The sequence below is a fragment of the Filimonas zeae genome (genome assembly GCF_014641615.1).
Taxonomy (GTDB): Bacteria; Bacteroidota; Bacteroidia; order Chitinophagales; family Chitinophagaceae; genus Filimonas; species Filimonas zeae.
In genome coordinates this window covers 1,413,902-1,438,870 of record NZ_BMIB01000002.1, presented here as the reverse complement: position 1 = coordinate 1,438,870, position 24,969 = coordinate 1,413,902, and the positions used below count along the sequence as shown (strand labels likewise).

At 45.8% G+C, this 24,969-nt stretch carries 18 protein-coding genes; 14 read left to right on the top strand and 4 right to left on the bottom strand.

The window, feature by feature from the left end:
* Positions 1-166 precede the first annotated feature (166 nt).
* The gene (gene hppD, locus IEY13_RS12555) at positions 167-1,300 is read left to right on the top strand and encodes a 4-hydroxyphenylpyruvate dioxygenase (protein WP_229687841.1); all 1,134 of its coding nucleotides are present in this window, start codon (positions 167-169) and stop codon (positions 1,298-1,300) included.
* A 160-nt stretch (positions 1,301-1,460) separates the two neighbouring features.
* Positions 1,461-2,219, top strand: coding sequence for a L,D-transpeptidase family protein (locus IEY13_RS12550; RefSeq protein WP_188952461.1), 759 nt, complete (start codon positions 1,461-1,463; stop codon positions 2,217-2,219).
* Here the strand turns inward: IEY13_RS12550 and IEY13_RS12545 are convergent.
* The 3 genes from IEY13_RS12545 to IEY13_RS12535 form a co-directional block, all read right to left on the bottom strand.
* Entirely contained in the window at positions 2,216-3,496 is a 1,281-nt protein-coding gene (locus tag IEY13_RS12545; RefSeq protein WP_188952459.1) for an aspartate kinase, read from the bottom strand. The two genes, IEY13_RS12550 and IEY13_RS12545, sit on opposite strands and share 4 nt — an antisense overlap.
* Positions 3,497-3,511: 15 nt before the next feature.
* Complete coding sequence (locus tag IEY13_RS12540) at positions 3,512-4,867, bottom strand: pyridoxal-phosphate dependent enzyme (RefSeq protein ID WP_188952457.1); 1,356 nt, start codon at positions 4,865-4,867, stop codon at positions 3,512-3,514.
* Positions 4,868-5,033: 166 nt separating this feature from the next.
* On the bottom strand, positions 5,034-6,614 hold the full coding sequence (locus IEY13_RS12535) for a S41 family peptidase (protein WP_188952455.1): 1,581 nt from the start codon (positions 6,612-6,614) through the stop codon (positions 5,034-5,036).
* 157 nt (positions 6,615-6,771) lie between these two features.
* Between IEY13_RS12535 and IEY13_RS12530 the strand changes: the two genes are divergently transcribed.
* The 10 genes from IEY13_RS12530 to IEY13_RS12485 all read left to right on the top strand — a co-directional run bounded on the left by IEY13_RS12530 (position 6,772) and on the right by IEY13_RS12485 (position 20,960).
* Positions 6,772-7,611 (top strand): N-acetylglucosamine kinase, encoded by an 840-nt coding sequence (locus IEY13_RS12530; protein ID WP_188952453.1) that lies wholly within the window; start codon positions 6,772-6,774, stop codon positions 7,609-7,611.
* Between the two features lie 11 nt (positions 7,612-7,622).
* The gene (gene murQ, locus IEY13_RS12525) at positions 7,623-8,453 is read left to right on the top strand and encodes an N-acetylmuramic acid 6-phosphate etherase (protein ID WP_188952451.1); all 831 of its coding nucleotides are present in this window, start codon (positions 7,623-7,625) and stop codon (positions 8,451-8,453) included.
* Between the two features lie 30 nt (positions 8,454-8,483).
* Complete coding sequence (locus IEY13_RS12520; protein WP_188952449.1) at positions 8,484-10,379, top strand: 7TM diverse intracellular signaling domain-containing protein; 1,896 nt, start codon at positions 8,484-8,486, stop codon at positions 10,377-10,379.
* Positions 10,380-10,710: 331 nt separating this feature from the next.
* On the top strand, positions 10,711-13,683 hold the full coding sequence (locus IEY13_RS12515; protein ID WP_188952447.1) for a SusC/RagA family TonB-linked outer membrane protein: 2,973 nt from the start codon (positions 10,711-10,713) through the stop codon (positions 13,681-13,683).
* Between the two features lie 33 nt (positions 13,684-13,716).
* Complete coding sequence (locus tag IEY13_RS12510) at positions 13,717-15,222, top strand: RagB/SusD family nutrient uptake outer membrane protein (protein ID WP_188952445.1); 1,506 nt, start codon at positions 13,717-13,719, stop codon at positions 15,220-15,222.
* A gap of 72 nt (positions 15,223-15,294) precedes the next feature.
* Positions 15,295-16,767: a glycoside hydrolase family 30 protein gene (locus IEY13_RS12505; RefSeq protein WP_229687840.1), complete on the top strand. Its 1,473-nt coding sequence runs from the start codon at positions 15,295-15,297 to the stop codon at positions 16,765-16,767.
* An 89-nt stretch (positions 16,768-16,856) separates the two neighbouring features.
* Complete coding sequence (locus IEY13_RS12500) at positions 16,857-18,278, top strand: glycoside hydrolase family 30 protein (protein WP_188952443.1); 1,422 nt, start codon at positions 16,857-16,859, stop codon at positions 18,276-18,278.
* A 34-nt stretch (positions 18,279-18,312) separates the two neighbouring features.
* Positions 18,313-19,059 carry a 23S rRNA (guanosine(2251)-2'-O)-methyltransferase RlmB gene (rlmB, locus tag IEY13_RS12495; protein WP_188952441.1) on the top strand — a complete coding sequence of 249 codons (747 nt, stop codon included), beginning with the start codon at positions 18,313-18,315 and terminating at the stop codon, positions 19,057-19,059.
* Between the two features lie 44 nt (positions 19,060-19,103).
* Positions 19,104-19,976 carry a hydroxymethylglutaryl-CoA lyase-like TIM-barrel protein gene (locus IEY13_RS12490; protein WP_188952439.1) on the top strand — a complete coding sequence of 291 codons (873 nt, stop codon included), beginning with the start codon at positions 19,104-19,106 and terminating at the stop codon, positions 19,974-19,976.
* Between the two features lie 9 nt (positions 19,977-19,985).
* Entirely contained in the window at positions 19,986-20,960 is a 975-nt protein-coding gene (locus IEY13_RS12485; protein WP_188952437.1) for a GSCFA domain-containing protein, read from the top strand.
* Positions 20,961-20,969: 9 nt separating this feature from the next.
* On the opposite strand, the gene IEY13_RS12480 is transcribed toward IEY13_RS12485, so the two are convergent.
* Positions 20,970-21,569, bottom strand: a complete 600-nt coding sequence (locus tag IEY13_RS12480) for a MiaE family protein (protein WP_188952435.1) — start codon at positions 21,567-21,569, stop codon at positions 20,970-20,972.
* Positions 21,570-21,997: 428 nt separating this feature from the next.
* Here IEY13_RS12480 and IEY13_RS12475 point away from each other — a divergent pair, with 428 nt between their 5' ends.
* Both IEY13_RS12475 and IEY13_RS12470 read left to right on the top strand, forming a co-directional pair.
* Entirely contained in the window at positions 21,998-24,589 is a 2,592-nt protein-coding gene (locus IEY13_RS12475) for a penicillin acylase family protein (protein ID WP_229687839.1), read from the top strand.
* Positions 24,590-24,601: 12 nt separating this feature from the next.
* Positions 24,602-24,952, top strand: coding sequence for a hypothetical protein (locus IEY13_RS12470; protein WP_188952433.1), 351 nt, complete (start codon positions 24,602-24,604; stop codon positions 24,950-24,952).
* Positions 24,953-24,969 lie beyond the last annotated feature (17 nt).

The following is a 24,969-nucleotide window of genomic DNA, read 5'->3' as shown; positions in this document are numbered from 1 at the left end:
TAAAACTTTTGGCGACTGCCGCGGCAGGTACGTAATGCTGATGGAAGCGCTGGCCATGGGCTCCTCTCTTCTTTAATAGTGAGTACCAACTGGTATTCAGCACTTTGTTACTTTTTACACTTTTGTTGATTCTATTATTCAGCACTAATATCTAATACTAAATAGTATGGAAACGATGATTGCCGGAAAGGTTGTTGCGGATACGCAGGCCGATTTTCTGCCGTTGGAAGGCACAGACTACGTGGAGTTTTACGTAGGTAATGCCAAACAGGCGGCCCATTATTATATGAGCGCGTTTGGCTTTCAGGCCCTGGCATATGCCGGTCCGGAAACCGGTGTTAAAGACCGCGCCAGCTATGTGGTACGCCAGAACAAGCTCACTTTTGTATTAACCACGCCTATTCGTCCGGACAACGAAATAGCAGATCATATTTATACACATGGCGATGGGGTAAAAGCCATAGCCCTTCGTGTACAGGATGCCGCCGGCTCCTGGGAAAAAACCACCAGCCGCGGCGCAGAAAGTCACCATGCTCCGGAAATACGGAAAGATAAGGACGGGCAGGTGGTAATCAGCGGTATTAAACTGTATGGCGATACGGTTCACCTGTTTATTGAGCGTAAAGATTACAATGGCGCTTTTATGCCGGGTTATGTAAAATGGGAAAACCCGCTGTTTAAACCAACCTCTACCGGGCTGCTGTATGTGGACCATTGTGTGGGCAACGTAGGCTGGAACCAGATGAATAAATGGGTTGGTTTTTATGAGGAGGTAATGGGCTTCCGCAATATTCTGTCGTTTGATGATAATGATATTTCTACCGAGTATTCTGCCTTAATGAGTAAGGTAATGAGTAACGGCAACGGCTTTGTAAAATTCCCTATTAACGAACCGGCAGAGGGCAAAAGAAAATCGCAGGTAGAGGAATATCTGGAGTTTTACCGTGGCGAGGGGGTGCAGCACGTAGCCATTGCCACCGCAGATATTGTAGCTACGGTGAAAGAGTTGATGGCGCGTGGTGTGGAATTTTTACGGGTGCCTACCACGTATTATGATGATTTACTGGACCGCGTAGGCCATATTGATGAAGACCTTGAACCACTGCGCGAACTGGGGATACTGGTTGACCGTGATGATGAAGGTTATCTGTTACAACTGTTCAGCAAACCTGTGCAGGACCGCCCAACGCTGTTTTTTGAAATAATACAGCGTAAAGGGGCTAAAAGCTTTGGAAAAGGCAACTTTAAAGCATTGTTTGAAGCCATTGAGCGCGAGCAGGAAGCGCGTGGCAATTTATAAGAAGGTTTTGGTACACTAAAAGGCACGGCCCGCACGTTCTCCGGAATGGCGGGCTTTTTTGTGCGCGTATGCCGGCAAACTACCGGGTTACTGCGTTTTCCAGGGAAATTTTAAATATTTCTAAAGCATACAAATACGATTAATTTATAATTTCGGGTTCATGAAGAGGACTATTCTGGCAGTTTTACTGATATCCTGTGTTAGTGTGGTTTTGGGGCAGCAGCCTAATTTTTATGATCTGCAGCGTTCGCAGCCCCGTGTGGCCTATGCGGTTAAGCTGAAAGAAGATACGTTGAAAAAGCAGTTTGCGGCAGCAGGTTTACAATGGCCGGCCAAACAGATTTACGTACGTTCTTTCAAGTACGATAGTCAGCTGGAAGTGTGGGTGCGTAATGCCAGTAACGAAAACTTCAAATTATTTAAAACCTACCGCGTTTGCGCTATGGCAGGTTCTATAGGGCCTAAACGTATTTCGGGCGATTATCAGGTGCCGGAAGGGTTTTACTACATCAATGAGTTTAACCCCAGAAGTGTATACCACCTGTCGCTGGGTTTAAACTATCCCAATGCTTCTGACCGCATTCTGAGCGATTCTTTAAAGCCAGGCGGCGATATTTATATTCATGGCAGCTGCGTAACGGTAGGATGTATTCCTATTCAGGATTCGCAGATTGAAGAGCTGTATATTCTGGCAGCCAACGCCAAAAGCCAGGGGCAGGATTTTATCCCCGTGCATATTTTCCCCGTACGTTTCAGCAATGCCAAAAGCATGGATTATCTGAGCCGTGTTACCAAAGACGATCAGGACCTGCAACACTTTGCCGTAAAACTGAAAGAGGTGTATGATTTCTTTGAGAAAGAAAAGAAACTTCCCCTTATATCCGTAAACGGCAAAGGGGAATATGTGGTAATGGATTAATAGTATAGTACCTGCGCGGTTTCTTTTGTTTTCTGCACCAGCACAATGTTTTTGCCGGCGGTTCTTTCTTCGGGCTGGTTGGCGGTGTAGTGGCGAATGGTTAACAGCGTAAGGTCTTTTTCAACCTGTACATCAAACATTTCACCTACTGCGGCTGCCAGCTGTTCTATTTTTTCCGTTTTATTATCCAGGCAAATCTGCAGGCTTATGGCACCGCTTTGCACCAGGTTAGGGGTAATGTTCAATTGCCCGAATACCTCGTATAAATGGCTCATAGGCTGTTCGCCTACAAAAGAAAAGTCGTGCGTACGCAGGTGTACCAGCGCCTGGTTTTGTTTAACCACCATTATCGGCGGCAGGTTTTTTACCCGCTGCTGACCAATAACAGTACCAGGCAGTGAGGTATCCAGAAAGCATTTTACCAGCAGGGGAATGCTTTTGTTCTGCAACGGCTTAATGGTTTTGGGGTGTATTACCTGCGCGCCATAGTAAGCCATTTCAATTACCTCGTTAAAGCTCAGCGTTTGCAGCAGCTGTGCTTCCGGAAACTCCTTAGGGTCGGCATTCATTACACCTTCCACATCTTTCCATATAGTAAGGTTTTCTGCTTCCAGTATATTGGCAAATACCGCGGCGGTATAATCGCTTCCTTCGCGGCCCAGTGTAGTGCTTTCATTGTCTTCTGTGCTGCCAATGAAGCCCTGGGTTATGATGAGTTGGGAGTTGTTAGTTGTTAGTTGGGAGTTAAAATGGGGTAGTTGCTCCTTTACTTTCTTTTCTGTTTCGGGCCAGTTAATGTTGGCGCTGCGGAAATTGTTATCGGTACGTATAATGTCGCGTACATCCAGCCAGGTATTGTCCAGGTCTATCTCCTGTAAATAATGGCTTACAATGCTGGTGCTAAACAGTTCGCCTATACATACAATCTGGTCGTAGTAGTAATCATAATCGCGTACCGGTTTATCGTGCAGCAACCATTCCACTTCGGTAAAAAAGTCGTTCAGCTGTGCGTGGCAGGCATTGTATTGTTTTACCAGCAGGTATTTGGCAGTGGTAAGGTGCTGGTTTTTTATAACCCCAAACAGTTCCAGTGCTTCATTTTTATTACCTGCGTAAAACGCTTCGGCTACTTTTTCCAGCGCGTTGGTGGTTTTACCCATGGCAGAAATAATAATCACCAGCGATTCTTCCTGGCCATACTCTTTTATAATTGCTGCTGCGTGCTGTATTCTTTCTATGCTGTTTACACTAGCGCCTCCAAACTTAAAAACTCTCATATCTGATCTTGTAAATTATTTTGCCAGGCTTTGAATAACGTCGTATTTGGTTACTATATGGTAATCGCCTTTTTCATCTTTTGCCAGCACGGCGCCATTGTCTTTGTTAATCAAATGGCTTAACCGTTCAACCGGGGTATCAAATGCTACTACAGGAAAGGCCGGTTCCAGCACTTCCTGCACCTGCGCCTGTTTAATTTCCGGGTTGCTGAATATTTTCTGAAACAGTCCGCCTTCACTAATAGCGCCAATCAGTTCGCCATTGCTTATAACAGGGATGTGTTCAATATCAAATTTCTTCATCATTTCCACGGTTTCTGAAACGGTAGTGGTAGGGGCGGCGGTTACCAGGCGTTTAGACTGGCGGCTGCTAACAATATCCTTGAACGATTTTACATCCAGAAAGCCCCTTTCCATCATCCACTGGTCGTTGTATATCTTGGCTACATAACGGCTGCCATGGTCGTGAAAAATACATACTACCACATCGCCGCCTTTCAGTTTACTTTTCAGCTGCATCAGGCCCTGTAAGCAGCTGCCTGCACTGTATCCGCAAAACAGGCCTTCTTCTTTGGCAATGCGGCGGGCCATAATAGCGCCGTCTTTATCGGTCACCTGCTCAAAATGGTCAATCACGCTCATGTCGTAATTCTCCGGCACAAAGTCTTCCCCAAAGCCTTCAGATACATAAGGGTGCACCTCGTTCATATCCGTTTCGCCGGTGTGGAAGAATTTGGTAAGCAGCGATCCGTATACGTCAATAGCCCATACCTGTATATCCGGGTTCTTTTCTTTCAGGTACATGGCGGTACCGGTAACGGTGCCACCGGTGCCGGCAGTACATACCAGATGCGTAATACGGCCTCCGGTTTGTTCCCATATTTCGGGGCCGGTGGTTTCGTAATGCGCCAGGCGGTTGGCCAGGTTATCGTACTGGTTAAAGTGGTAACTGTTGGGTATTTCCGATGCCAGCTTTTTAGCAATAGAGTAGTAGCTGCGCGGATCGTCGGGCTCCACATTGGTAGGGCATACAATTACTTCCGCACCTACAGCTTTCAGTATATCAATCTTTTCTTTACTCTGTTTATCGGTAGTGGTAAAAATACATTTGTACCCCTTTACCACGGCTGCCAGGGCCAGGCCCATACCGGTGTTACCGCTGGTACATTCAATAATGGTTCCGCCGGTTTTTATTTTACCTTCCTGTTCGGCCACCTCCAGCATTTTCAAAGCCATCCGGTCTTTAATGGAGTTGCCGGGGTTAAAGTAGTCTACTTTAGCCAGAACGGTAGCAGGCAGGTCCTTCGTTATTTTGTTCAGCTGAATCATAGGGGTGTTGCCTATGGTTTCCAGTACGTTATTTAACCACATAGTATTTTTCTGATGTCTTGTATAAAAATAGAGAAAATAGCGCATTAACCGGGTTAAGGCTTGTGCACACGTATAAACGTGTTGCTCCTGCGCAGAAAAAATGATGCCTGATCTGTTCCATGGTGCGGTAACAAATCAGGCATCGGGTATTTGAACTTAGTTTAAGTTATTGTTCCAGTGCTTTTTTCACCATAGGGTCCTGAAGGTTCATTACCTCATAGTAGCCTGCGGTACGCCATATCTGGCGGGCCAGCTGGGCTTTAATGGTTTGCATAAAGTCTGTTTTGCTTTTGGCGGCAATGCTGCTAAGGTTAATAGAATCTTTACGCGCAAAAGTATTCAGGGCATCCCATTCTTTGGCACCTGCCTCAAACTGGCTGGCAAACTGCTCAGGCGTTTTAAACTGGCTAAAGGTGCTTTTGTTGGTAATGTAATAATTGTAAATAAAGTTGTTAAGCGTTCCCTTCAGGTACAGATCAATAATAGGCCTTGGCTGGCTGGAGGTATCAAACGGCACAAAAATATCGGGGGTAATGCCACCACCGCCATATACCACATGGCCGCCCGGTGTTTTATACGCTTTGCCTTTAGGGGTAGAGGTATCTGCTTTTACCAGTTCACCATTATGCAGGCGGTCAATCCAGTCCGATTGGTATTGCTCTTTACCCTTATCGTACGGCTTCTGAATGTTGCGGCCTAAAGGTGTATAGTAACGCGCAATGGTAAGGCGCAGCATACCACCATCACTCAGCTGAAAAGGCTGCTGTACCAGGCCTTTACCAAAGGTTCTGCGACCTATAATAGTAGCGCGGTCCCAGTCCTGTAAAGCACCTGCCAGTATTTCGCTGGCGCTGGCAGAAGACTCATCTACCAGTACCACCAGTTTACCGGTTTCAAACAAACCTTCCACACGCGATTTGTAATCGGCCCGTGGGGCTTTGTTGCCTTCGGTATATACAATCAGTTTGTTATCAGATAAAAACTGGTCTGCAATAGAAACAGCTTCCTGCATATAGCCGCCGCCATTGCCCCGCAAATCCAGAATCAGCTTTTGCATGCCTTTCTTCTGCAGGTTTTCCAGGTTAAACATAAATTCTTTGTACGTAGTTTCAGAGAATTTGTTCAGGCGTATAAAACCGGTCTGTGGGGTAATCATATACGCCACATCCAGCGAGGGTAAAGGAATAATGCCGCGTGTAATGGTTATTTTTTTGGTTTCCGTACCGCGTATTATGGTAACCACTACCTGAGACCCGCCAGGGCCGCGCAGGGTTTTTCTAACGTCATCGGCCTTTATTTTTTTACCTGCCAGCGATATGGTGTCGTTTACGGTAATAATTTTGTCGCCCACTTCAATACCTGCTTTAAACGATGGGCCGTTTTCTATTACGTTCAATACGTTTACCGTATCAGAAAACATAGAAAACTCCACCCCAATGCCCTGGAAGTTGCCCAAAAGCTCCTCATTAGCGCCAGCCGCATCTACCGGTGGAAAATATACCGAGTGTGGGTCCAGATGTGCCAGCACATCATTAATTACCGCGTTGTTCAAGCTGTCCTGGTTCAGGTTATCTACATACCTGCTCCGGATAAGGTCATACACCTCCTGTAACTCATTCTTCTGCGTATTTGTAAAGAAAACCGTGCTGCTGGTTTCTGCTCTTAACTTAAACCCCAGGTACATGCCCGCAGTTAAAACCAGGGCGAATAAAAGGGGTAGCCAAATCTTCAATTTTTTACTTGCCATTCCGCTTAGTGTTTGAACCTTTTGTATTCGAGATGCGAATATCCTACAAATCACCCTAAATACACAATCTTGCATTATCCTGCATAATACTTGCCTATTTGTGCGTTTTTCAATGGCATATTGTTAAATTGCACGAGATTACACCAAAAATCCTTTTATGGCAGTAAAGCTTATAGCTGACAGTGGCGCTACAAAATGCGAGTGGCAGCTTTTGGATGAGGGTAAGAAAAAAAAGATACTCACCCAGGGCATCAGCCCGTACTTTTTGTCGGGAGAGCAGATTGTGGCTCTGTTACAGAAAGAACTGCTACCCAAACTAAAAGAGGTTGCTGTAGAGGAGGTGTATTATTATGGTACGGGGCTAAGTAACCCCAACAACGTTACCATTATTAAAAACGCGCTCAGGCAGGTATTTCCTAAAGCGCACCGGGAAGTAAACCACGACATGTTTGGTGCGGCGCGTGCACTTTGCCAGCACGAAAAGGGGATGGCCTGTATACTGGGCACCGGCTCAAACGTGTGTTTTTACAACGGTAAAAAGATTGTGAAAGATAGTCCGGGCCTGGGGTATGTACTGGGCGATGAAGGCAGTGGCGCTTACCTGGGCCGGAAAGTAATTCAGTATTTTTTGTATAAAACGTTTGATGAAGAGTTGATGGCGCGCTTTCAGGCAAAGTTTAACACCAACAGCGTAGAAATACTGGAGAATGTATATAAAAAGCCTTTGCCTAACCGCTATCTGGCTTCGTTTGCGGAGTTTCTGGCAGAAAACCGCGGGCATTATATGGTGGAGAATATTGTGGAAGACGGGTTAAACGATTTCTTCTTTCAGCACATTTATAAGTTTCGCGAAAGCTGGACGTTGCCTATCCATTTTACCGGCAGTGTGGCTTTTGGGTTTAAAGATGTACTGAAAGATTTATGTGGTACATACGAACTGGAACTGGGCACGGTATTGAAAAATCCGATGCAGGGGCTGATTAAGTTCCATTCCTGATAATAGAAACTATGAGTAAACTGGTACGGGTTACGGAGCAGGCCTCGCACTACCGCCATCTGGAGCAGATGAGTATAGGTGCGTTACTGGAAAATATGAACCGGGAAGATCAGCAGGTGCCTGCTGCGGTACAGCAGGCAATTCCGCAAATTGAGAAACTGGTAGCGGCCATCAGCGATAAAATGCTGGCGGGCGGGCGTTTGTTTTACATGGGGGCGGGTACCAGTGGCCGTTTGGGTATACTGGATGCCAGCGAGTGCCCACCTACGTACGGTGTACCTTATGGTTTGGTGGTAGGCATCATTGCCGGTGGTGATATTGCTATTACCCAGGCGGTAGAGTTTGCCGAGGATAACCTGGAACAGGGATGGGCCGATCTGGAAAAGCACAACATTTCTGCTAAAGATGTGGTGGTGGGCCTTGCAGCCAGCGGCACCACCCCTTATGTACTGGGCGCGCTGAATGTGTGCCGGCAAAAAGGAATTACCACCGGTTGTGTGGTGTGTAACCCGGGCAGCCCTATTGCAGCCGCCTGCGATTATCCGGTGGAAGTAGTGGTAGGGCCGGAGTTTGTTACCGGCAGTACCCGCATGAAAAGCGGTACGGCACAAAAGCTGGTGCTGAATATGATTAGTACCAGTGTAATGATACAGCTGGGCCGCGTGTACGACAATAGTATGGTAAACATGCAGCTGAGTAATGATAAACTGATTGACCGCGGGGTAAAGATGGTACTGGAGCAATTGAACAACCCGCAACTGAGTTATGAAGAAGCTAAAGAACTGCTATTACAGCATGGCAGTGTAAAGAAGGCGGTAGATGCACGTACGGTTTCTTCATAAGGCTACAGCAATGTACCTTCGCCGTCTGTTATGGTGGTGAGGCTGTGTTATATCCGTATTGTAGCTGCACTTGTTTTCAGTCTGCAATTTTTATGTTCACATGGGCAGCAGCCTGTGTCTGTTGCTGCGGTACCTGACCAGCACATTTTTGTGTTTGATGAAATCCGCTATATGGAAGATTCTTCCGGCGGGTGGGATTTTGAAAAGCTAACGGCCCCCGGTGCAGATACCCTGTTTCACGCCAGTAAAAAAGGCACTCCACAAAACCTGAAACTGGGCCGGTATTGCTGGTATAAAATTATCATCCGGCACGATTCTACGCTTAACCGGCCATACATTCTGGAATTTTTCGATCAAACGATAGATGATATCGAGGCTTACCTGCCTGATAATACCGGTAAATACTATGAGGTAAAACTGGGCGATCAGTATCCCTTCTCCAAAAGGCTTTTTGCGCATAAAAACTTCGAGTTGCAACTGGATAACAATAATAACCGCGAAAGTGTGTATTATTTCCGGGTACGATCTTCACAACTGGCGGATATTATTATTGTGCTGCGCTCTGTAAGCTGGTTTGTGGGCTATGCACTGGATGAGTATTTATCGTTCGGGCTGTTCTACGGCATGATTCTCATTTTTGCCCTGTACAACCTCATTATCTTTTTTGCGGTAAGGCAGTCGCAGTATCTGTACTATGTACTGTATATATTAAGTGTAGGTCTGTACGAAATGTGTATTGATGGTATTGCCTACCAATACCTGTGGCCCAATGCCTTTAACTGGAACCAGTATGCTTTTGCCATTCCGCTGGCCTGTATGAGTGTGTTTACCCTGCTTTTTGCCAGTAAGCTGCTACATGTAAAGGAAAAAATGCCGGTGGTTTACCGGATAATTATTACCGTTATTATTGTACGTATTCTGTTTTTTGTGTGGTGCCTGTGCTTTCAGCGTACGTGGTTCAATTACAAGTTTATTGAGTTTATACCGCTTAGCCTGGCGTTTGGCGCAGGCATTTACCGGTTAAAAACCGGCTACCGCCCGGCACGTTTTTATGTACTGGGCTATAGCTTTCTGTTTGCGGGGTTTGTGTTGAAGTTTTTTATTATGCTGGGGTATAACTGGCTAAACTTTGGGGTAGTAAGTTATTACAGCCTTACCATGGGCTTTTTGCTGGAAATGTTTTTTTTATCGTTTGCCATTGGCGATAAAGTGCGGCTACTATTGCAAAAGCGGGATAAAGCCCGGCAGGAGGTGATACGGCAGATGACGGTAAATGCTAAACTGAAGGATACACATAACCAGCAACTGGAGCAGCAGGTAACAGAACGTACACGCGAACTGGTAGAAAAAAGCAACCTGATTGCCACGCAGAATGAAGAACTGAACCAGGCCAACGAACTGTTGCAGCAGCAGGCAGCAGAAATTACCCGTATGAACGCCCTGTTGGAACAGGATAACACCCAGCTGCGTACCAATGTAGAAAAAGTAACCAAAGCCAGGGCACTTTCTACCACCATGAGCTTTGAGGAATTCAGCAATATTTACCCCGATGCCGATAGTTGCTACCGTTTTCTGGCAGAGTTGAAATGGGGACAGCATTTTGCCTGTAAAAAATGCGGCGACACCCATTTTTTTGCTGGTCACCAACCTTTCAGCCGACGTTGCGGCGCCTGCGACTATGAAGAATCTGTTTTAGCTCATACTTTATTCCAGAATAGCCGTATACCCATCAATAAAGCCTTTTATATGGTTTTTTTGATATACAACTCCAAAGGCAAAATCTCTTCTCACAAACTTTCTGAAGTAGTAGGCATACGCCAAAGCACCTGCTGGACCTATGTAAACCGCGTACGCACCCTTATGGAAGAGCGCAAAAAAGACCTGAAACAGGCCGATGAGCAGGGATGGAGTAAGCTGGTGTGTTAATATTTTCAACGGTAATAAACCGTATTATCTTCCCGTATAATAACAGCCGTTTGTTTACCAAATGCATTGATTCACAATAGAAACATCCGTATCAAGTTACGGTAATTAAGCGTATTATTTTTGTTGTAAATATTTATATATCAATGAGTTGTACGAATTTTATTTGTTTGCTGCCTTAAAAACGCTCTAATTTTACCGCGTAATTTTTAACAATTCATACAGTTAAAAGCGAACAGATTGCTCCCGTGTATGCTCAACCCAAACGCTGATTTACGATTGCAGCTATCTGTGTTTGCCTCAAAACTGTGTAACGCACATTTCAGTTTACTTTATGAAACAAAGATTCGTGTTGCTGACAGCCTTCATGATGTTTTGCCTGGTATCCTTCGGGCAAACCACTATTAAAGGCGTGGTAAAAGATTCTTCCGGAAATGGAATTTCCGGAGTATCCGTACAGGTAAAAGGTACCCAGCAGGGTACGGTTACCAATTCAGACGGAACCTATTCGCTGGTTGTAAAAGATAACAGCGCCGTTCTGGAGTTCTCGTTTATCGGTTATGCCAATCAGAGTTTTGCTGTGAAAGGGCGTAACGATTTTAGTGTGGTTATGACTCCTTCTTCCGGTGAAATGGAAACGGTGGTTGTAATTGGCTACGGTACGCAAAAGAAAAAAGATCTTACCGGCTCTGTGGCTGTGGTAAGTGCAGCCGATTTTGCCAACCGGCCGGTTGTAAATGCTGCCGAAGCTTTACAGGGTAAGGCGGCGGGTGTTCAGGTTACATCTGTTTCGGGTAAGCCTGGTGCAGGTTTATCCATCCGTGTAAGGGGTTCTTCTTCTATCAGCGCCGGAAATGATCCGTTATATGTGGTAGATGGTATTCCTATGACGGATATCAGCGCTTTTAACGTAAACGATATTGAGTCGTACTTTATATTAAAAGATGCGGCTTCTGCTGCTATCTACGGTACCCGGGCTGCCAACGGTGTAATTGTTATTACTACTAAAAAAGGAAAAAACGGTCAGTCTAAAGTAGATCTGAGTACTTATTATGGAACCAGCAGCACTACGCACAAATTAAAGATGCTGAACGCTAAGCAATACCAGGAGTATGCAAACGAGGTGTATGGTTCTAACCTTATTACCGATGATATGGTAGCTGCCAATAACATCAACTGGCAGGATGAAGTGTTTAAAACCGGCAACCAGAAAAACTATCAGGTAGCAGTTTCGGGTGGTAACGAAAAAACACAGCATTATTTTTCTCTGGGTTATATGGATCAGACGGGGATGATTAAACCGGCTACGTTTAATCGTATGACTGCGCGTTTGAATCTGAATTCAAAAGTTAGCAAATGGCTTAGCCTTAACACAAGCACACTGGTATCACGTAACAGTAGCAATGATGTTACAGATAATACAGGGGTGGCACGTGGCGGTGTGGTTTTATCAGCACTGGCTACTCCACCTACAGTGCCCAGATATAAATCTAATGGTATTTACATCGGGCAGAATCCGCAAACCGGCTGGGAAAATCCGCTGGGTGCTATTGAAGGCCGTTACAGCAAATCTGCAAACGATCGTTTTGTTTCTAACCTGGGAGCGGATATAAACATTGTTAAAGGGCTGGTGTTTCAGTCACGTTTTGGTATTGACTATAAGGTTAACAACAACCGTACATACGTAGATCCGTTGGCAACAGATCAGGGACGCCGCGATACTGGCAGCCTGGGACGTACCAACAGTAATGAATGGGTATGGCTGAGTGAGCAGACATTAACTTACACCCAGAGATTTGGCAGTCACAACTTCTCGGCACTGGCTGGCTGGAGCGCTCAGGAATCACATTGGGAGCAAACCGGTATATCTGCAAGCCGCTTAGATACGCTGCATCGTTATGAAGATTGGGATCTGATGTATCAGCGTGCCAGTTTAAGAACTACGCCGGCTACAAGAGGTGTAGATAACTGGGGTCTGATGTCTTACTTCGGCCGTATTACATACGACTTTGCCGGTAAATATCTTTTTCAGGCTAACATGCGTGTAGATAAATCATCCAAGTTTGCACCTGGCAACAGAACTGCTGCTTTCCCGTCGTTTTCTGCCGGTTGGCGCATTTCGCAGGAAGATTTCATGAAAAATATTCCCGTAATCAGCGATTTAAAACTTAGAGCTGGCTGGGGTAAAAATGGTAATCAGGAAGGGTTGGGCAGCTATGAATATTTGTCGCTCAACAACTTTACCAATACCGGTGGTGTTGTTCCCGGCACTATTGCGCCTGCATCGCTTACCTGGGAAACTTCTACGCAAACCAACGTAGGTATTGATGCCTCTTTTCTGAATAAGAGAATTACGTTAACGGCTGATTTTTACGTAAAGAATACGAAAGATGTACTGGTTCGCATACCGCTTAGCGGCCAGATTGTTTCTTCTGTGTTGGCTAACAGCGGCTCTATGCGCAACATTGGTCAGGAATTTTTAATCTCTACCAGAAACATTATCCGTAAAAACTTCAGCTGGTCTACCGACTTCAACATGTCTTTCAATCAGAATAAAGTAACGTCCATTGGTTTTGGTTTGGGTCGCCTCACTTCATTCGGTGCTATTTACGAGAAAGGCAACTCCATCATTCTGGCTGAAGGTCGTGGATTGGGACAATTTTATGGTTATGAAGCAGCTGGGGTAGATGCTGCAACCGGTAAGCAACTATATTTTACCCGTAAAGGTGACAAGGTTGATTATACAGGTCTGGTTCCGGAAGACCGCAAATACATCGGTAACGCACAGCCTACATTTATTTATGGTATGACCAACACGGTTACTTACAAAAACTTCGATCTGAGTGTGTTTATTCAGGGCTCGCAGGGTAACAAAATTTACAATGGTGTAAGGTCTGAAACTGAGAGTATGAAAGATTCCCGTAATCAAAGTGTAGATGTTTTAAGAAGATGGCGTAAGCCGGGCGATGTTACTGATATGCCGGGTGTAGAAAGAGCCAGCGATAACAATACGGTAGTATCCAGCCGTTTTGTCGAAAACGGGTCTTATCTGCGATTCAAAACTATTACGCTCAGCTACAGACTGGAACAGAAGTGGATGGATAAAGTAGGTATTAAAGGCGCTTCTGTATATGTATCTGGCCAGAACCTGATAACTATTACCTCTTACAAGGGATTTGATCCGGAAGTAAGTTCCTATGGTGGTGGTGGAAACAGCCAGGATAACAAGAACGTATCGTTGGGTATTGATTATGGAGCTTATCCTCAGGCAAAGATTTTTCTGGTGGGCTTAAATGTAAACCTGTAGTAACAGGTGTTGTTAACAAAAAACAGTATTACCATGAAGTGCAAGCATATATTTTACGGTATTTCTTCTTTACTGCTGGTATGGGGTGCAACTGGTTGTTCCAAGGTGTTGGATCAACAGCCTGTAACCAGTATTGTTGCTTATGATACGGCAGCTTCCATCAGTGCCGGTGAAGCTGAAAAGCTGATTTCGGGCATGTACCTGTTTTATAAGGGGTACGATATTATGGAATGGTCTGTGTTAGACCGCATTACTAATGGTGATGCTATTGCTGATAACGCGTATGCGGGTGGAGATAACACCGCCAATATTATGCTCGATAATTTTACTGCCAACTCTCTCAATAACAACCTGAACAGAGATTGGGGGTATGCTTACAAAATGATTGGCCGTGTTAACATTATCATACCACAAATTGAAAAGTGTACGGATCCTGCATTAACACCTGCCCGTAAAAATCAAATGCTCAGCGAGGCTCGTTTTTTAAGGGCTTACTGTTATTTTGATCTGGTGCGTTTGTTTGGCGGAGTGCCATTGCTGTTAAAAGCGCCGGATCTTACTTCTTCTGAAAGCCTTTTAAATTCAACAATCGTTGCCAGAGCATCTGTAGATTCTGTATATGGAAGTATTCTGAAAGATTTGTGGTTTGCGAAAGATAATGCCATGGAAACCGGCAATGCAGCTACAAAGTTCCTTATTACAAAAGGAACTGCTAATGCAGCTTTAACCCAGGTATATGCGCATATGCCAACTCCCAACTGGGATTCTGTAAGCTATTATGCCGATAGAGTTATTCCTCAATACAACCTGGTAACCAACTATACTTTTTTGTGGGATAACAGTCATAAGAATAATAGTGAAGCTATCTGGGAACTGAACTATTTTGGTTATGCAGGGCCAGATGCTATTGGCAACTGGATTCCTTCCAACCTGGTGGGTGGTTCTATTGGAAATTATCAGGGTGGTGGCTGGAAAAAGTTTAACATACCTTCCAACGATCTGGTTAGTCAGTTCCGCACAGAAGGGGATAGCGTACGCCTGCACACTTCTATCAAATTCTTAAACATTACCGGTCAATATTCCGATCCTAACTGGCCAGCCAGCGACTATCCGTTTATTGTAAAATACAACGATCCCGGTTCTGGTATTAATGATGTGTACATTATGCGTTTACCAGACATTATGTTGCTGAAAGCCGAAGCGTTGGTAAAAGCAAATAATCTCAGCGGAGCTATGGCTCTGGTAAATCAGGTGAGAACCAGGGTAGGACTTGGCAACAAAAGTGCTGCTACTGCTGCTGAGGCAGAAATGGCCATTGCTGTAGAAAGAAGACTGGAACTGGCATTTGAAGGTTACCGTTGGAACGATCTGGTACGAACCGGTAAAGCCATTGAAGTAATGAACGCACAAAAAGGTGGAATTGTAAACGGCGTACAGAATCCGTTGAACTACAATGTGCAGCCGTTCCGTCTGATTATGCCTGTACCGCAGGCACAGATGGATCTGAACCCAGCGTTGGTGCAGTCGCCAGGTTATTAACCAAACGGTTTAGCAAAAGCCCGGAAGTATTGTCCGGGCTTTTGTTATTGTCATATTTTAAACACTTTACCATTGAAAAAAACATTGCTGGCGCTTGGCGCCATGGTTTATTTACTGGCCTGCAAAGAGCAGGAAGGCAGCAAAACTGCTACTGCCAATGGTGCAGCAAATTATAATGCTGCCGGTAAACAGGTGTTGGTGTATACCACTGCAGACAGTACCAGCTACCGTTTAACGCTAACGGATACATTGCAGTTTACCGATATGGGGCAACCGCTGGAAACCCAGCCCTGTATTTTTGTAGATCCTTCTCATTCCTTTCAAACCATGCTGGGTATTGGTGGTGCGTTAACCGATGCTTCTGCCGAAACCTTTGCGCGTTTGCCTAAGGATAAGCAGACTGAGTTTCTGCAGGCGTATTACAACACAGAAAAAGGCATTGGCTATTCCATGGCCAGAACCAATATTGCCAGCTGCGATTTCAGCAGCGGTAGTTATGGGTATATTAAAGAGGGAGATACTGCTTTGGCTTCCTTTAGCGTAGCACATGATGAGCAATATCGTATACCTTTTATTCAGCGGGCGATAGCAGCGGCAGGTGGTAAGCTTACAATGTTTGCCAGCCCCTGGAGCCCGCCCGCTTTTATGAAAGACAATAACAGTCTGTTGCAGGGTGGCAAACTACAGCCGCAGTATTACAATGCCTGGGCACACCACTATGTAAAGTTTATACAGGCCTATGAAAAAGCAGGCATTCCTATATGGGGTGTATCGGTACAGAACGAACCTATGGCTAAGCAAAAATGGGAGAGCTGCCTGTTTACTGCTGAAGATGAGCTGAATTTTGTAAAGAACCACCTGGGGCCTGTGCTGGAAAAGGAAGGCATGAAGGATAAGAAGATTGTGATATGGGATCATAACCGCGATCTGATGTATCAGCGTGCAGCTGCGGCCTATGCCGATCCGGAAGCAGCTAAATATATCTGGGGTTTAGGCTACCACTGGTACGAAAGCTGGACGGGCGGCGGTAAAATTTATGATAACGTAAAACGTGTATCTGAAACCTTTCCTGATAAGCACCTGATGTTTACCGAAGGCTGCTTTGAAAACTTTGACCTGAAAAAGATAAACGACTGGCATTATGGTGAAACATACGGCCGCAACATGCTTACCGATTTCAACAACGGTACAGATGGCTGGACGGATTGGAACATTCTGCTGGACGAAAAAGGTGGCCCTAACCACGTTGGCAACTTCTGTTTTGCACCCGTACATGCAGATAGTGCTACAGGTAAACTCATGTACATGAGTTCTTATTATTACATCGGCCACTTTTCTAAATTTATCCGCCCAGGCGCTAAGCGTATTGTGGCTGCTGCCAGCCGCGGTCAGCTGATAACTACCGCCTTCATCAATGAAGATGGCAAAATAGCGGTAGTGGTAATGAACGATACCAATACCAGAGTGCCTTACTCCTTATGGATAAAAGGCAAGGCTGCCCAAACGGAAAGTCTGCCGCATTCTATTATGACACTGGTATTATAAAATTATTTTTTAAGCATCGGGAGGCGAATCAAGGGCCGGGGCTATTCCCCTTGCTGCCGGCCTGCGATTCATAAATCAAAGTAATTCAAATGAAGAGAACATTTTATCGTTATGCGTGGGTACCCGCCCTGCTTGCCGCAGCGGTATCGTGTAAAACCACGGGCAGCGCACACCGCACGGCAGACAAAAGTGCTGTATGGGTAACAGATGCTGCTAACAATGTATTGTTTCAGCAGCAACAACTGGTAATGGGCAGCGCTGCTACACCAACCGGTATACCGGTTATTACCGTTAATAGCAGCCAGCGTTACCAGCAAATGGATGGTTTTGGCTGTACCCTTACGGGCGGCAGTGCATTGGCCATCAGCCATATGAATGCAGGTGCGCGCAAAATATTATTGCACCAGCTGTTTGATAGCACCGGCACCAACGCTGGTATCAGCTATCTGCGGTTAAGCATCGGCGCTTCCGATCTGGACGAGAAAGTATTTTCGTACAACGATCTGCCCAAAGGCGAAACCGATATGAGCCTTTCCCGCTTCAGCCTGCAACAGGATAAATTATACCTGTTACCGGTGCTGAAAGAGATACTGGCCATTAATCCGCATATTAAACTACTGGGTTCGCCCTGGAGCGCGCCGGTATGGATGAAAGACAATGGCGATACCCGTGGCGGCAGCCTGAAAGCGGAGTGTCAGCAGGTGTATGCGGAGTATCTGGTAAAGTATATACAGGAAATGAAGAAGGAAGGCTTTACCATAGATGCTATTACCATACAAAACGAACCGCTGCACCCCGGTAATAACCCCAGTATGTTTATGCCGGCAACGCAGCAGGCCGGTTTTGTAGCTAAAAATCTGGGCCCAACTTTCCGCAAAGCGGGTGTTACCACTAAGATTATTTTGTACGATCATAACTGCGATAAGCCGGAATATCCTATTTCTATACTGAATAATCCCGAAGCAAAACAGTATGTAGATGGCAGTGCTTTTCACCTGTATGGCGGTACTATAGATGCTATGAGCAAGGTGCATGATGCGCATCCTGATAAAAATCTGTACTTCACAGAGCAGTGGCTGGGTGCACCCGGTAACTTAAAAAGAGACCTGGCAGAGCATATCCAAAACCTTACCATCGGCGCTTCCCGTAATTGGGCTAAAACCGTGCTGGAATGGAACCTGGCTTCCGATACGCTGTACAAACCGTTTACCGACCGGGGCGGCTGCGACCGTTGTTTAGGGGTTACTACCATTGGCGGCAACACCTATTCTAAAAACCCGGCCTGGTACATACTGTCGCACTCTGCGCGTTTTGTAAGGCCGGGTTCGTACCGTATTGGTTCTAACGAGCCGCAGGGGCTTAGCAACGTAGCTTTTGTAAGGCCGGATGGTAAAAAAGTACTGATTGTGCTGAATACCAGTAAACAACAACAGCGTTTTGCAATCAATGATGGAACGGCAAATGCTACCGGATTACTGGAGGCAGGGGCGGTTGCCACCTATATCTGGTAAAACAGGGCGGGAATGATTACCTTCGTGCCTTGTTATGTTTCAATCAAAAAAAAATATCATAGCCGGGCGTAACCCGGTTACAGAAGCGTTAAAAGCGGGCCAGACGATAGACAAAGTGTTGTTGTTTAAAAATGCCTCCGGCGAAGCTATTAACGAAATAAGACAGTTAGCAAAAGACAACCAGGTTCCGGTGCAGTATGTTCCTAATGAGAAGCTGAACAGCCTCACTAACATACAGCACCAGGGCGTGGTTGCTTTTAAATCGGCCATCCGTTATCAGGATTTGCAACAGGTAATTGACTGGGTAAACGAAAAAGGCGAAGCGCCGCTCTTTTTAATCTTAGATGGCGTTACAGATGTTCGTAACATTGGCGCCATAGCCAGAACGGCCTTATGCTGCGGTGCACATGCTATTATTATTCCCGACAAAGGTGTGGGTGCGTTAAACGAAGATGCAGTTAAAACCAGTGCCGGTGCGCTGGAGCAGATTAACATTTGCCGTGTAAACAGCCTTATGAAGGCGGTAGACGAGCTGCACCTGAACGGTATTAAAGTATTCGCCAGCGAAATGACGGCCAAAACCAAAGTGTTTGATCTGGATATGAAAGAACCGGTGGCTATAGTAATGGGCGGTGAAGAAAAAGGCGTGTACCCTGCACTGATGCGCATATGCGATGCACAGTTTAACATACCTATGACGGGTGGTTTTGAAAGCCTGAACGTATCTGTTGCCACAGGCATGATACTGTACGAGGCTATGAAGCAGCGTATTGCTCCTTAAACAGATTCGCGTATATTGGTAGTATGTTGCAGCACAATGTTCATATGAAAATTACCGAATGCCCGCGTGATGCCATGCAGGGCTGGCCACATTTACTGAATACACAGGATAAAATTACTTACATCAACAGCCTGCTTAGGGTAGGCTTTGATGTTATTGACTTTGGCAGTTTTGTATCTGCCAAAGCCATTCCTCAAATGGCCGATACAAAAGAAGTGCTGGCCGGGCTGGATTTAGGTAATACCCAATCGCAACTGCTGGCCATTGTAGCCAATGTACGCGGTGCAGAAGAAGCGGTGGCGTATGAGGCTATTCAGTACCTGGGATTTCCCTTTTCCATATCACCCACTTTTCAGCTACGCAATACCAACAGCACTATAGAAGAAAGCCGGGCACGTGTACAGCAGATACAGGAGTTGTGTGTGCGGCATAACAAAACGCTGGTGGTGTACCTGAGCATGGGCTTTGGTAACCCGTATGGCGATGTGTATAATGAAGAGATACTGCTGCAATGGGCGGCGGAAATGGCAGGTATAGGCGTTACCATTGTATCGCTGGCCGATACGGTAGGCGTGGCTACGCCCCATCAGGTATTCCATGCGCTGCAAACCGTAATACCACAATACCCGCAGGTAAGCTTTGGTGCACACCTGCACTGTACACCCTACAGCTGGCGCGATAAGCTGGATGCAGCGGTACGTGCGGGCTGCCAACGTATTGATGGTGCTTTAAAAGGCATCGGTGGTTGCCCCATGGCGCAGGACGATCTGGTGGGCAATATGGCCACCGAAAATATTATAGCTTATCTGCAACAGCAGCAGCTACCCCTGCAACTGAATGCCGGAGCGCTGGCTGAAAGTCTGCAACTGGCTTCCAGATTGTTTGTACATCCATTATCATCCACTACTCACTTATAATTCTCCGTTTTGCAATTTCAGGTTCCTATACAAATAAAGCCTTTTGATACGCCGGTTACTTACCGCGATAATATTTTACTCATAGGTTCGTGCTTTACAGAGCATATAGGTAACTACCTGGGTGAGATGAAGTTTAACGTACTGCAAAATCCCAATGGCATCCTGTTCGATCCTATGGGCGTTTGTAACAGCCTGGTATCGTATATGGAAAACCGGCAATATACCACGGCAGATTTGTTTGAACTGAATGAGGCCTGGCATAGCTGGATGCACCACAGCCGTTTTTCTAATATAGATGCGGCAGAGGGCGTGCGTATTATTAATGAATCGCAACAGCAGGCGCATGCTTTTTTGCAGAAGGCTGACTGGCTGATTATTACCCTGGGTTCTTCCTTTGTATATAAGTTACGGGAAGGGGGCAGAGATGTGGTAAACTGTCACAAAGCCCCCGCACAATGGTTTAATAAACACCTGAGTTCCATAGAAGAAATTGTAACAGCGCTGGATGGTACGCTGCACCGGCTGTTTCATTTCAATCCGCATGTAAAAGTAATTTTTACCATCAGCCCGGTAAGGCATATCCGCGATGGGGTGGTAGATAATAACCGCAGTAAGGCCCGTTTAATAGAGGCGGTACACCATCTGGTAAACAAGCTGGATAGGTTGTATTATTTCCCGGCGTATGAACTGGTAATTGATGTGCTGCGCGATTATCGTTTTTTTGATATAGATATGGTGCACCCCAATTATCCTGCTACGCAGTTTGTGCTGGAGCATTTTACGGCCAGCTGCCTGGATAAAGATACGCAGGCCCTGATGGAAGAAATTCGCAGCATTGTTATAGCCCGCAAGCACAAACCTTTTCACCCCACTTCAAAACAGCATCAGACTTTTTTACAAAAGCATCTGGAAAAAGCAGAGCGGTTACAGCAGCAGCATCCCTATCTCCATCTGGCAGAAGAAATGCAATTCTTCCGCCAGTAATAAGAATGTTTAGTGAATGCGGTCGCCCCGCACTTCCAGCTCCTTCATTATCTCCGCCTCGTATTTCAACCAGTAATCCCAGCGCTGGCGTACTTTTTCTTTATCTATATACAGCTCCGCCAGTTCAATAAACAGGGTGTAGTGTCCGGCTTCACTTTCCATAAAGCGGCGGTAAAAATTGCGGAGGTATTCATCTCCCAGGCCTTCGCTCAGCCTTTTAAATCGCTCGCAGCTGCGGGCTTCAATCAGCGCAAAAATCAGCAGTTCATCCAGCAGGCGGTTATCTTCCGAGTCGCCTTTTGTTTTGGGTGCCATCAGCTGGTTTACGTATTCATCTTTTCTTTGTTTGCCCAGCGTAAGGTTTCTTTTCCGCAGTTCCTGCAGCACCAGCCTGAAGTGGCCCCATTCTTCTGTTACAATAGGTGCCAGTTCGTTCACCAGCTCTACCCGGTGGGGGTAGCGTTGTATCATACTTATGCAGCTGATGGCAGCTTTTTGCTCGCAATACGCATGATCGGTTAGTATAGCTTCCAGGCTTATTTCCGCCAGGTTAACCCAGCGCGGATCGGTAGGTAATTGTAAGCCCAATATGTTTTTTACAGCGTCCATGTTGTTCAGAAAGTTAAAAAGCAAAAGTAAAAAGGCTAAAGGAGAGAAACAGCAGAAAGCGCGGGAGATTGGTGTTTTGCAGCTGCTTCCCTTGGTTAAGGGGAGAAAAAATTAAGCCGGCGGCAAATTCTTTTGCAGGCCGTGGAATACCGCAAAAGCTGCCTGCATGCAATTTTGCGAAAACGGGGGCAGAAGCGGGGTATAGCGGGGGTGGGGGAGGCTTTGCGGGGCAGTTTTGGGCAAAATAGCCGTTAAAAAATGTTCCCATTCTGTAACGGCGCATTGAAAATCAATCATATTAAAACCGGCTTGTTGGGCCTGGCAACAGCGGTAAATGGGGCTAACATGTTTGCAAACAGGGAAAACATAATTATATTGCCTCCGAAAACGTATTTTTCAGACTTTTTAAAACACTCAACCTGCTCCTCATGAGAGTGATACCCTCAATCCTGGGTGCTGCCGTTACTATAGGGCTGATCATCCTGCTGAATATGCAATTGCCTGTTGCAGGCAGTAAAACCCCAAGGTTAGGCAGCTTTCTTTGCCCGCAAACGGGGTTCTGGCAGAATGCAGAATCGGCTAATACCTTATATGTTGTTCAATTAAAATCAGACAAACTGAAAGGTAAGGTAGAGGTGTATCTGGATGACAGGTTGGTGCCGCACGTATACGCTGATAACGAAAGTGACGCTTATTTTGCGCAGGGTTACCTGCACGCCAAGTTTCGCCTGTGGCAGATGGAGTTTCAGACATATTATGCTTCCGGCCGTTTAAGTGAAATACTGGGCCCCAAATCCGGAGAAAATGATATAGTAAAGGTAGATCAGCATTTTCGGCGCCTGGGAATGGTGTATGCAGCTGAGCGTTCCCTTACCGAAATGGAGAACGATAAAACCACCAAAGAAGCGCTGGACGCTTACACGGCTGGCGTAAACAATTATATAGATCAGCTGGATGCCAGCGAAATTCCTATTGAATATAAATTGCTGGATTATAAACCAGAGCATTGGACCAATCTGAAAACGGCTTTGTTTGTAAAGTATATGGCTTACGACCTGGCTGGCAGAGAGGAAGATTTTGAAAGAACCAATGCACGGTCTGTATTTACCGGCACGGAATATGAAAAACTGTACCCGTATGGGCAGGATCTGATGCAGCCCATTATTCCTAAAAATGCGGTAATGTACGAGCCGGACGAGCGTTTGCCGGTTCCTGCCATTGCAGACTCTTTATACTTTACTTTTAAACCCGGGCCTGTGGTAGATTCCACTGCAATGGCATTGGCAGATAGTACATTGCCAGCTGTGGATAGCACTAAAATAGCTGCTACCCCGGCTGCAAAGCCCACTAAACCGGCTGCAAAGCCAGCCAAAGCAGGCGCTGTTAAACCAGCGGTACCTAAGCCGGATAAAGATAACGGCAGTAACAACTGGGCGCTGGCGGGTAACAGAACACAAAGCGGCAGACCTATTTTGTGTAACGACCCTCACCTGGGCCTTAACCTGCCTGCTATCTGGTACGAAATGCAGATTTCCACCCCGGCATATAATGCCTACGGTGTTTCTTTTCCGGGTGCTCCTTATATCGTAATTGGTTTTAACGATAGCTGTGCTTTTGGTTTTACCAATGCGGAGCGCGATGTAAAAGACTACTACGAAATTCAGTTTAAAGATTCTACCATGCGCGAATACTGGTATAACAATACCTGGCGCAGCACCTCTTTCCGCGATGAGGTTATTAAAATAAAAGGCGGCGGCCAGCGTGTGGAGCATATTGCTATGACCATCTGGGGGCCGGTAATGTACGATGCCAGTTATCCTGATCCGTTAAACAGCGGTAAAGCATATGCCTGTAAATGGATGGCGCATGAGCCAAGTAATGAGCTGAAAACATTTAGTCTGCTGGATCGTGCCAAAGGATATATTGACTATCTGGATGCGTTGTCTTACTTCAAGTGTCCGGGCCAGAATATGATTTTCGCTGCCAAAAGTGGTGATATTGCCATCCGCCAGCAGGGTATGTTCCCGGCTAAATGGAGAAGACAGGGTGATTTTGTAATGCCTGGTACCGACAGCTCTTTTGGCTGGCAGGGCGATGTGGCTATTGAAGAAAACCTTACCATGTATAACCCCGGAAGAGGTTATGTAAGCAGTGCCAACCAATACCCTTACGATACTACGTATCCGTATTACCAGGGTGGTACGTTTGAATTGTTCCGCGGGTTAACCATAGACCGCTACCTGGCGGGTATGGAAAATGCTACCGTGGTAGATATGCAAAAAATGCAGACAGACAACTATAATACGTTTGCAGAAATTGCCCGTCCGGTATTACTGAAATACCTGGACGAGAGTATGTTGAATGCCGATGAAAGAAAATATGTAGACCTGTTTAAAAACTGGAACCTGCGCAGCGATGCCCAGGAGAAAGCGCCTACTGTACTGCAGTTATGGTGGGATAGTTTAACGGTTTGTATTTTCCGTGATGAGTTGTCGCAATCCGGTAAACCATTACCTATGCCTGAGAAAGCTACGCTGATAGAGGCACTGGCCCGCGACCCCAACTACCAGTTTATAGATGATATTTATACACCGGAAAAAGAAACCATTCAGCAAATAGTACTGAAGGCTTACCGTATGGCTATTCCTGCCATGAGAAAGCAGGAGCAGGACGACCGGCTGGAATGGGGCGCTTATAAAGATGGTGGTGTAAGGCACCTGTTAAAACAGGCAGCTTTCAGCCGCTTGCATATTAAGAGTGGTGGTGGTGAGAATATTATCAACGCCAACAAAGGTTTCCATGGTCCCAGCTGGCGTATGATTGTAGAGCTTACAGATGAAATAAACGCTTACGGTGTTTACCCCGGCGGGCAGAACGGTAACCCGGGCAGTAAGTACTACGATATGTTTATTGATTCGTGGGCTGCGGGCAGATACTATAAAATTGAAATTGCATCCAGACTGGATATGGCTAAACATAAGGGATTAACCGGTAAACTTACATTTGAGAAAAAATCTTAAAAAAACGTATTCATGAAGTTTGTTGTAGCTGCTGTATTAACAGCTTTACTGGGTTTTACCATTGTATTGTTTATGCCATGGTGGTCTGTTGCCGTTACTTCATTAATAGTGGCTATAGCCGTTTCACAAAAGCCTTTACTGGCTTTTCTGGCCGGTTTTACAGGTATTTTTCTGCTGTGGGGTACCCATGCTTTTATTATCGATTCTTTGAATAAACATATTCTTGCACCCAAAGTGGCAGATATTCTGCATATGGGTAGCTCTTCCATGCCTATTATACTGGTAACCGGTTTTATGGGTGGTTTGGTGGCGGGCTGTGCTGCTATTACCGGCAGCTTTTCTGCTAACCTTACCAGGAAGTAAACAGGCATTTATATTGG

Bases quoted from the DNA above. Each gene is read 5' to 3' on its own strand.
- hppD (WP_229687841.1), top strand. From the start codon at position 167: ATGGAAACGATGATTGCCGGAAAGGTTGTTGCGGATACGCAGGCCGAT.
- IEY13_RS12550 (WP_188952461.1), top strand. From the start codon at position 1,461: ATGAAGAGGACTATTCTGGCAGTTTTACTGATATCCTGTGTTAGTGTG.
- IEY13_RS12545 (WP_188952459.1), bottom strand. From the start codon at position 3,496: ATGAGAGTTTTTAAGTTTGGAGGCGCTAGTGTAAACAGCATAGAAAGA.
- IEY13_RS12540 (WP_188952457.1), bottom strand. From the start codon at position 4,867: ATGTGGTTAAATAACGTACTGGAAACCATAGGCAACACCCCTATGATT.
- IEY13_RS12535 (WP_188952455.1), bottom strand. From the start codon at position 6,614: ATGGCAAGTAAAAAATTGAAGATTTGGCTACCCCTTTTATTCGCCCTG.
- IEY13_RS12530 (WP_188952453.1), top strand. From the start codon at position 6,772: ATGGCAGTAAAGCTTATAGCTGACAGTGGCGCTACAAAATGCGAGTGG.
- murQ (WP_188952451.1), top strand. From the start codon at position 7,623: ATGAGTAAACTGGTACGGGTTACGGAGCAGGCCTCGCACTACCGCCAT.
- IEY13_RS12520 (WP_188952449.1), top strand. From the start codon at position 8,484: ATGGTGGTGAGGCTGTGTTATATCCGTATTGTAGCTGCACTTGTTTTC.
- IEY13_RS12515 (WP_188952447.1), top strand. From the start codon at position 10,711: ATGAAACAAAGATTCGTGTTGCTGACAGCCTTCATGATGTTTTGCCTG.
- IEY13_RS12510 (WP_188952445.1), top strand. From the start codon at position 13,717: ATGAAGTGCAAGCATATATTTTACGGTATTTCTTCTTTACTGCTGGTA.
- IEY13_RS12500 (WP_188952443.1), top strand. From the start codon at position 16,857: ATGAAGAGAACATTTTATCGTTATGCGTGGGTACCCGCCCTGCTTGCC.
- rlmB (WP_188952441.1), top strand. From the start codon at position 18,313: ATGTTTCAATCAAAAAAAAATATCATAGCCGGGCGTAACCCGGTTACA.
- IEY13_RS12490 (WP_188952439.1), top strand. From the start codon at position 19,104: ATGAAAATTACCGAATGCCCGCGTGATGCCATGCAGGGCTGGCCACAT.
- IEY13_RS12480 (WP_188952435.1), bottom strand. From the start codon at position 21,569: ATGGACGCTGTAAAAAACATATTGGGCTTACAATTACCTACCGATCCG.
- IEY13_RS12475 (WP_229687839.1), top strand. From the start codon at position 21,998: ATGAGAGTGATACCCTCAATCCTGGGTGCTGCCGTTACTATAGGGCTG.
- IEY13_RS12470 (WP_188952433.1), top strand. From the start codon at position 24,602: ATGAAGTTTGTTGTAGCTGCTGTATTAACAGCTTTACTGGGTTTTACC.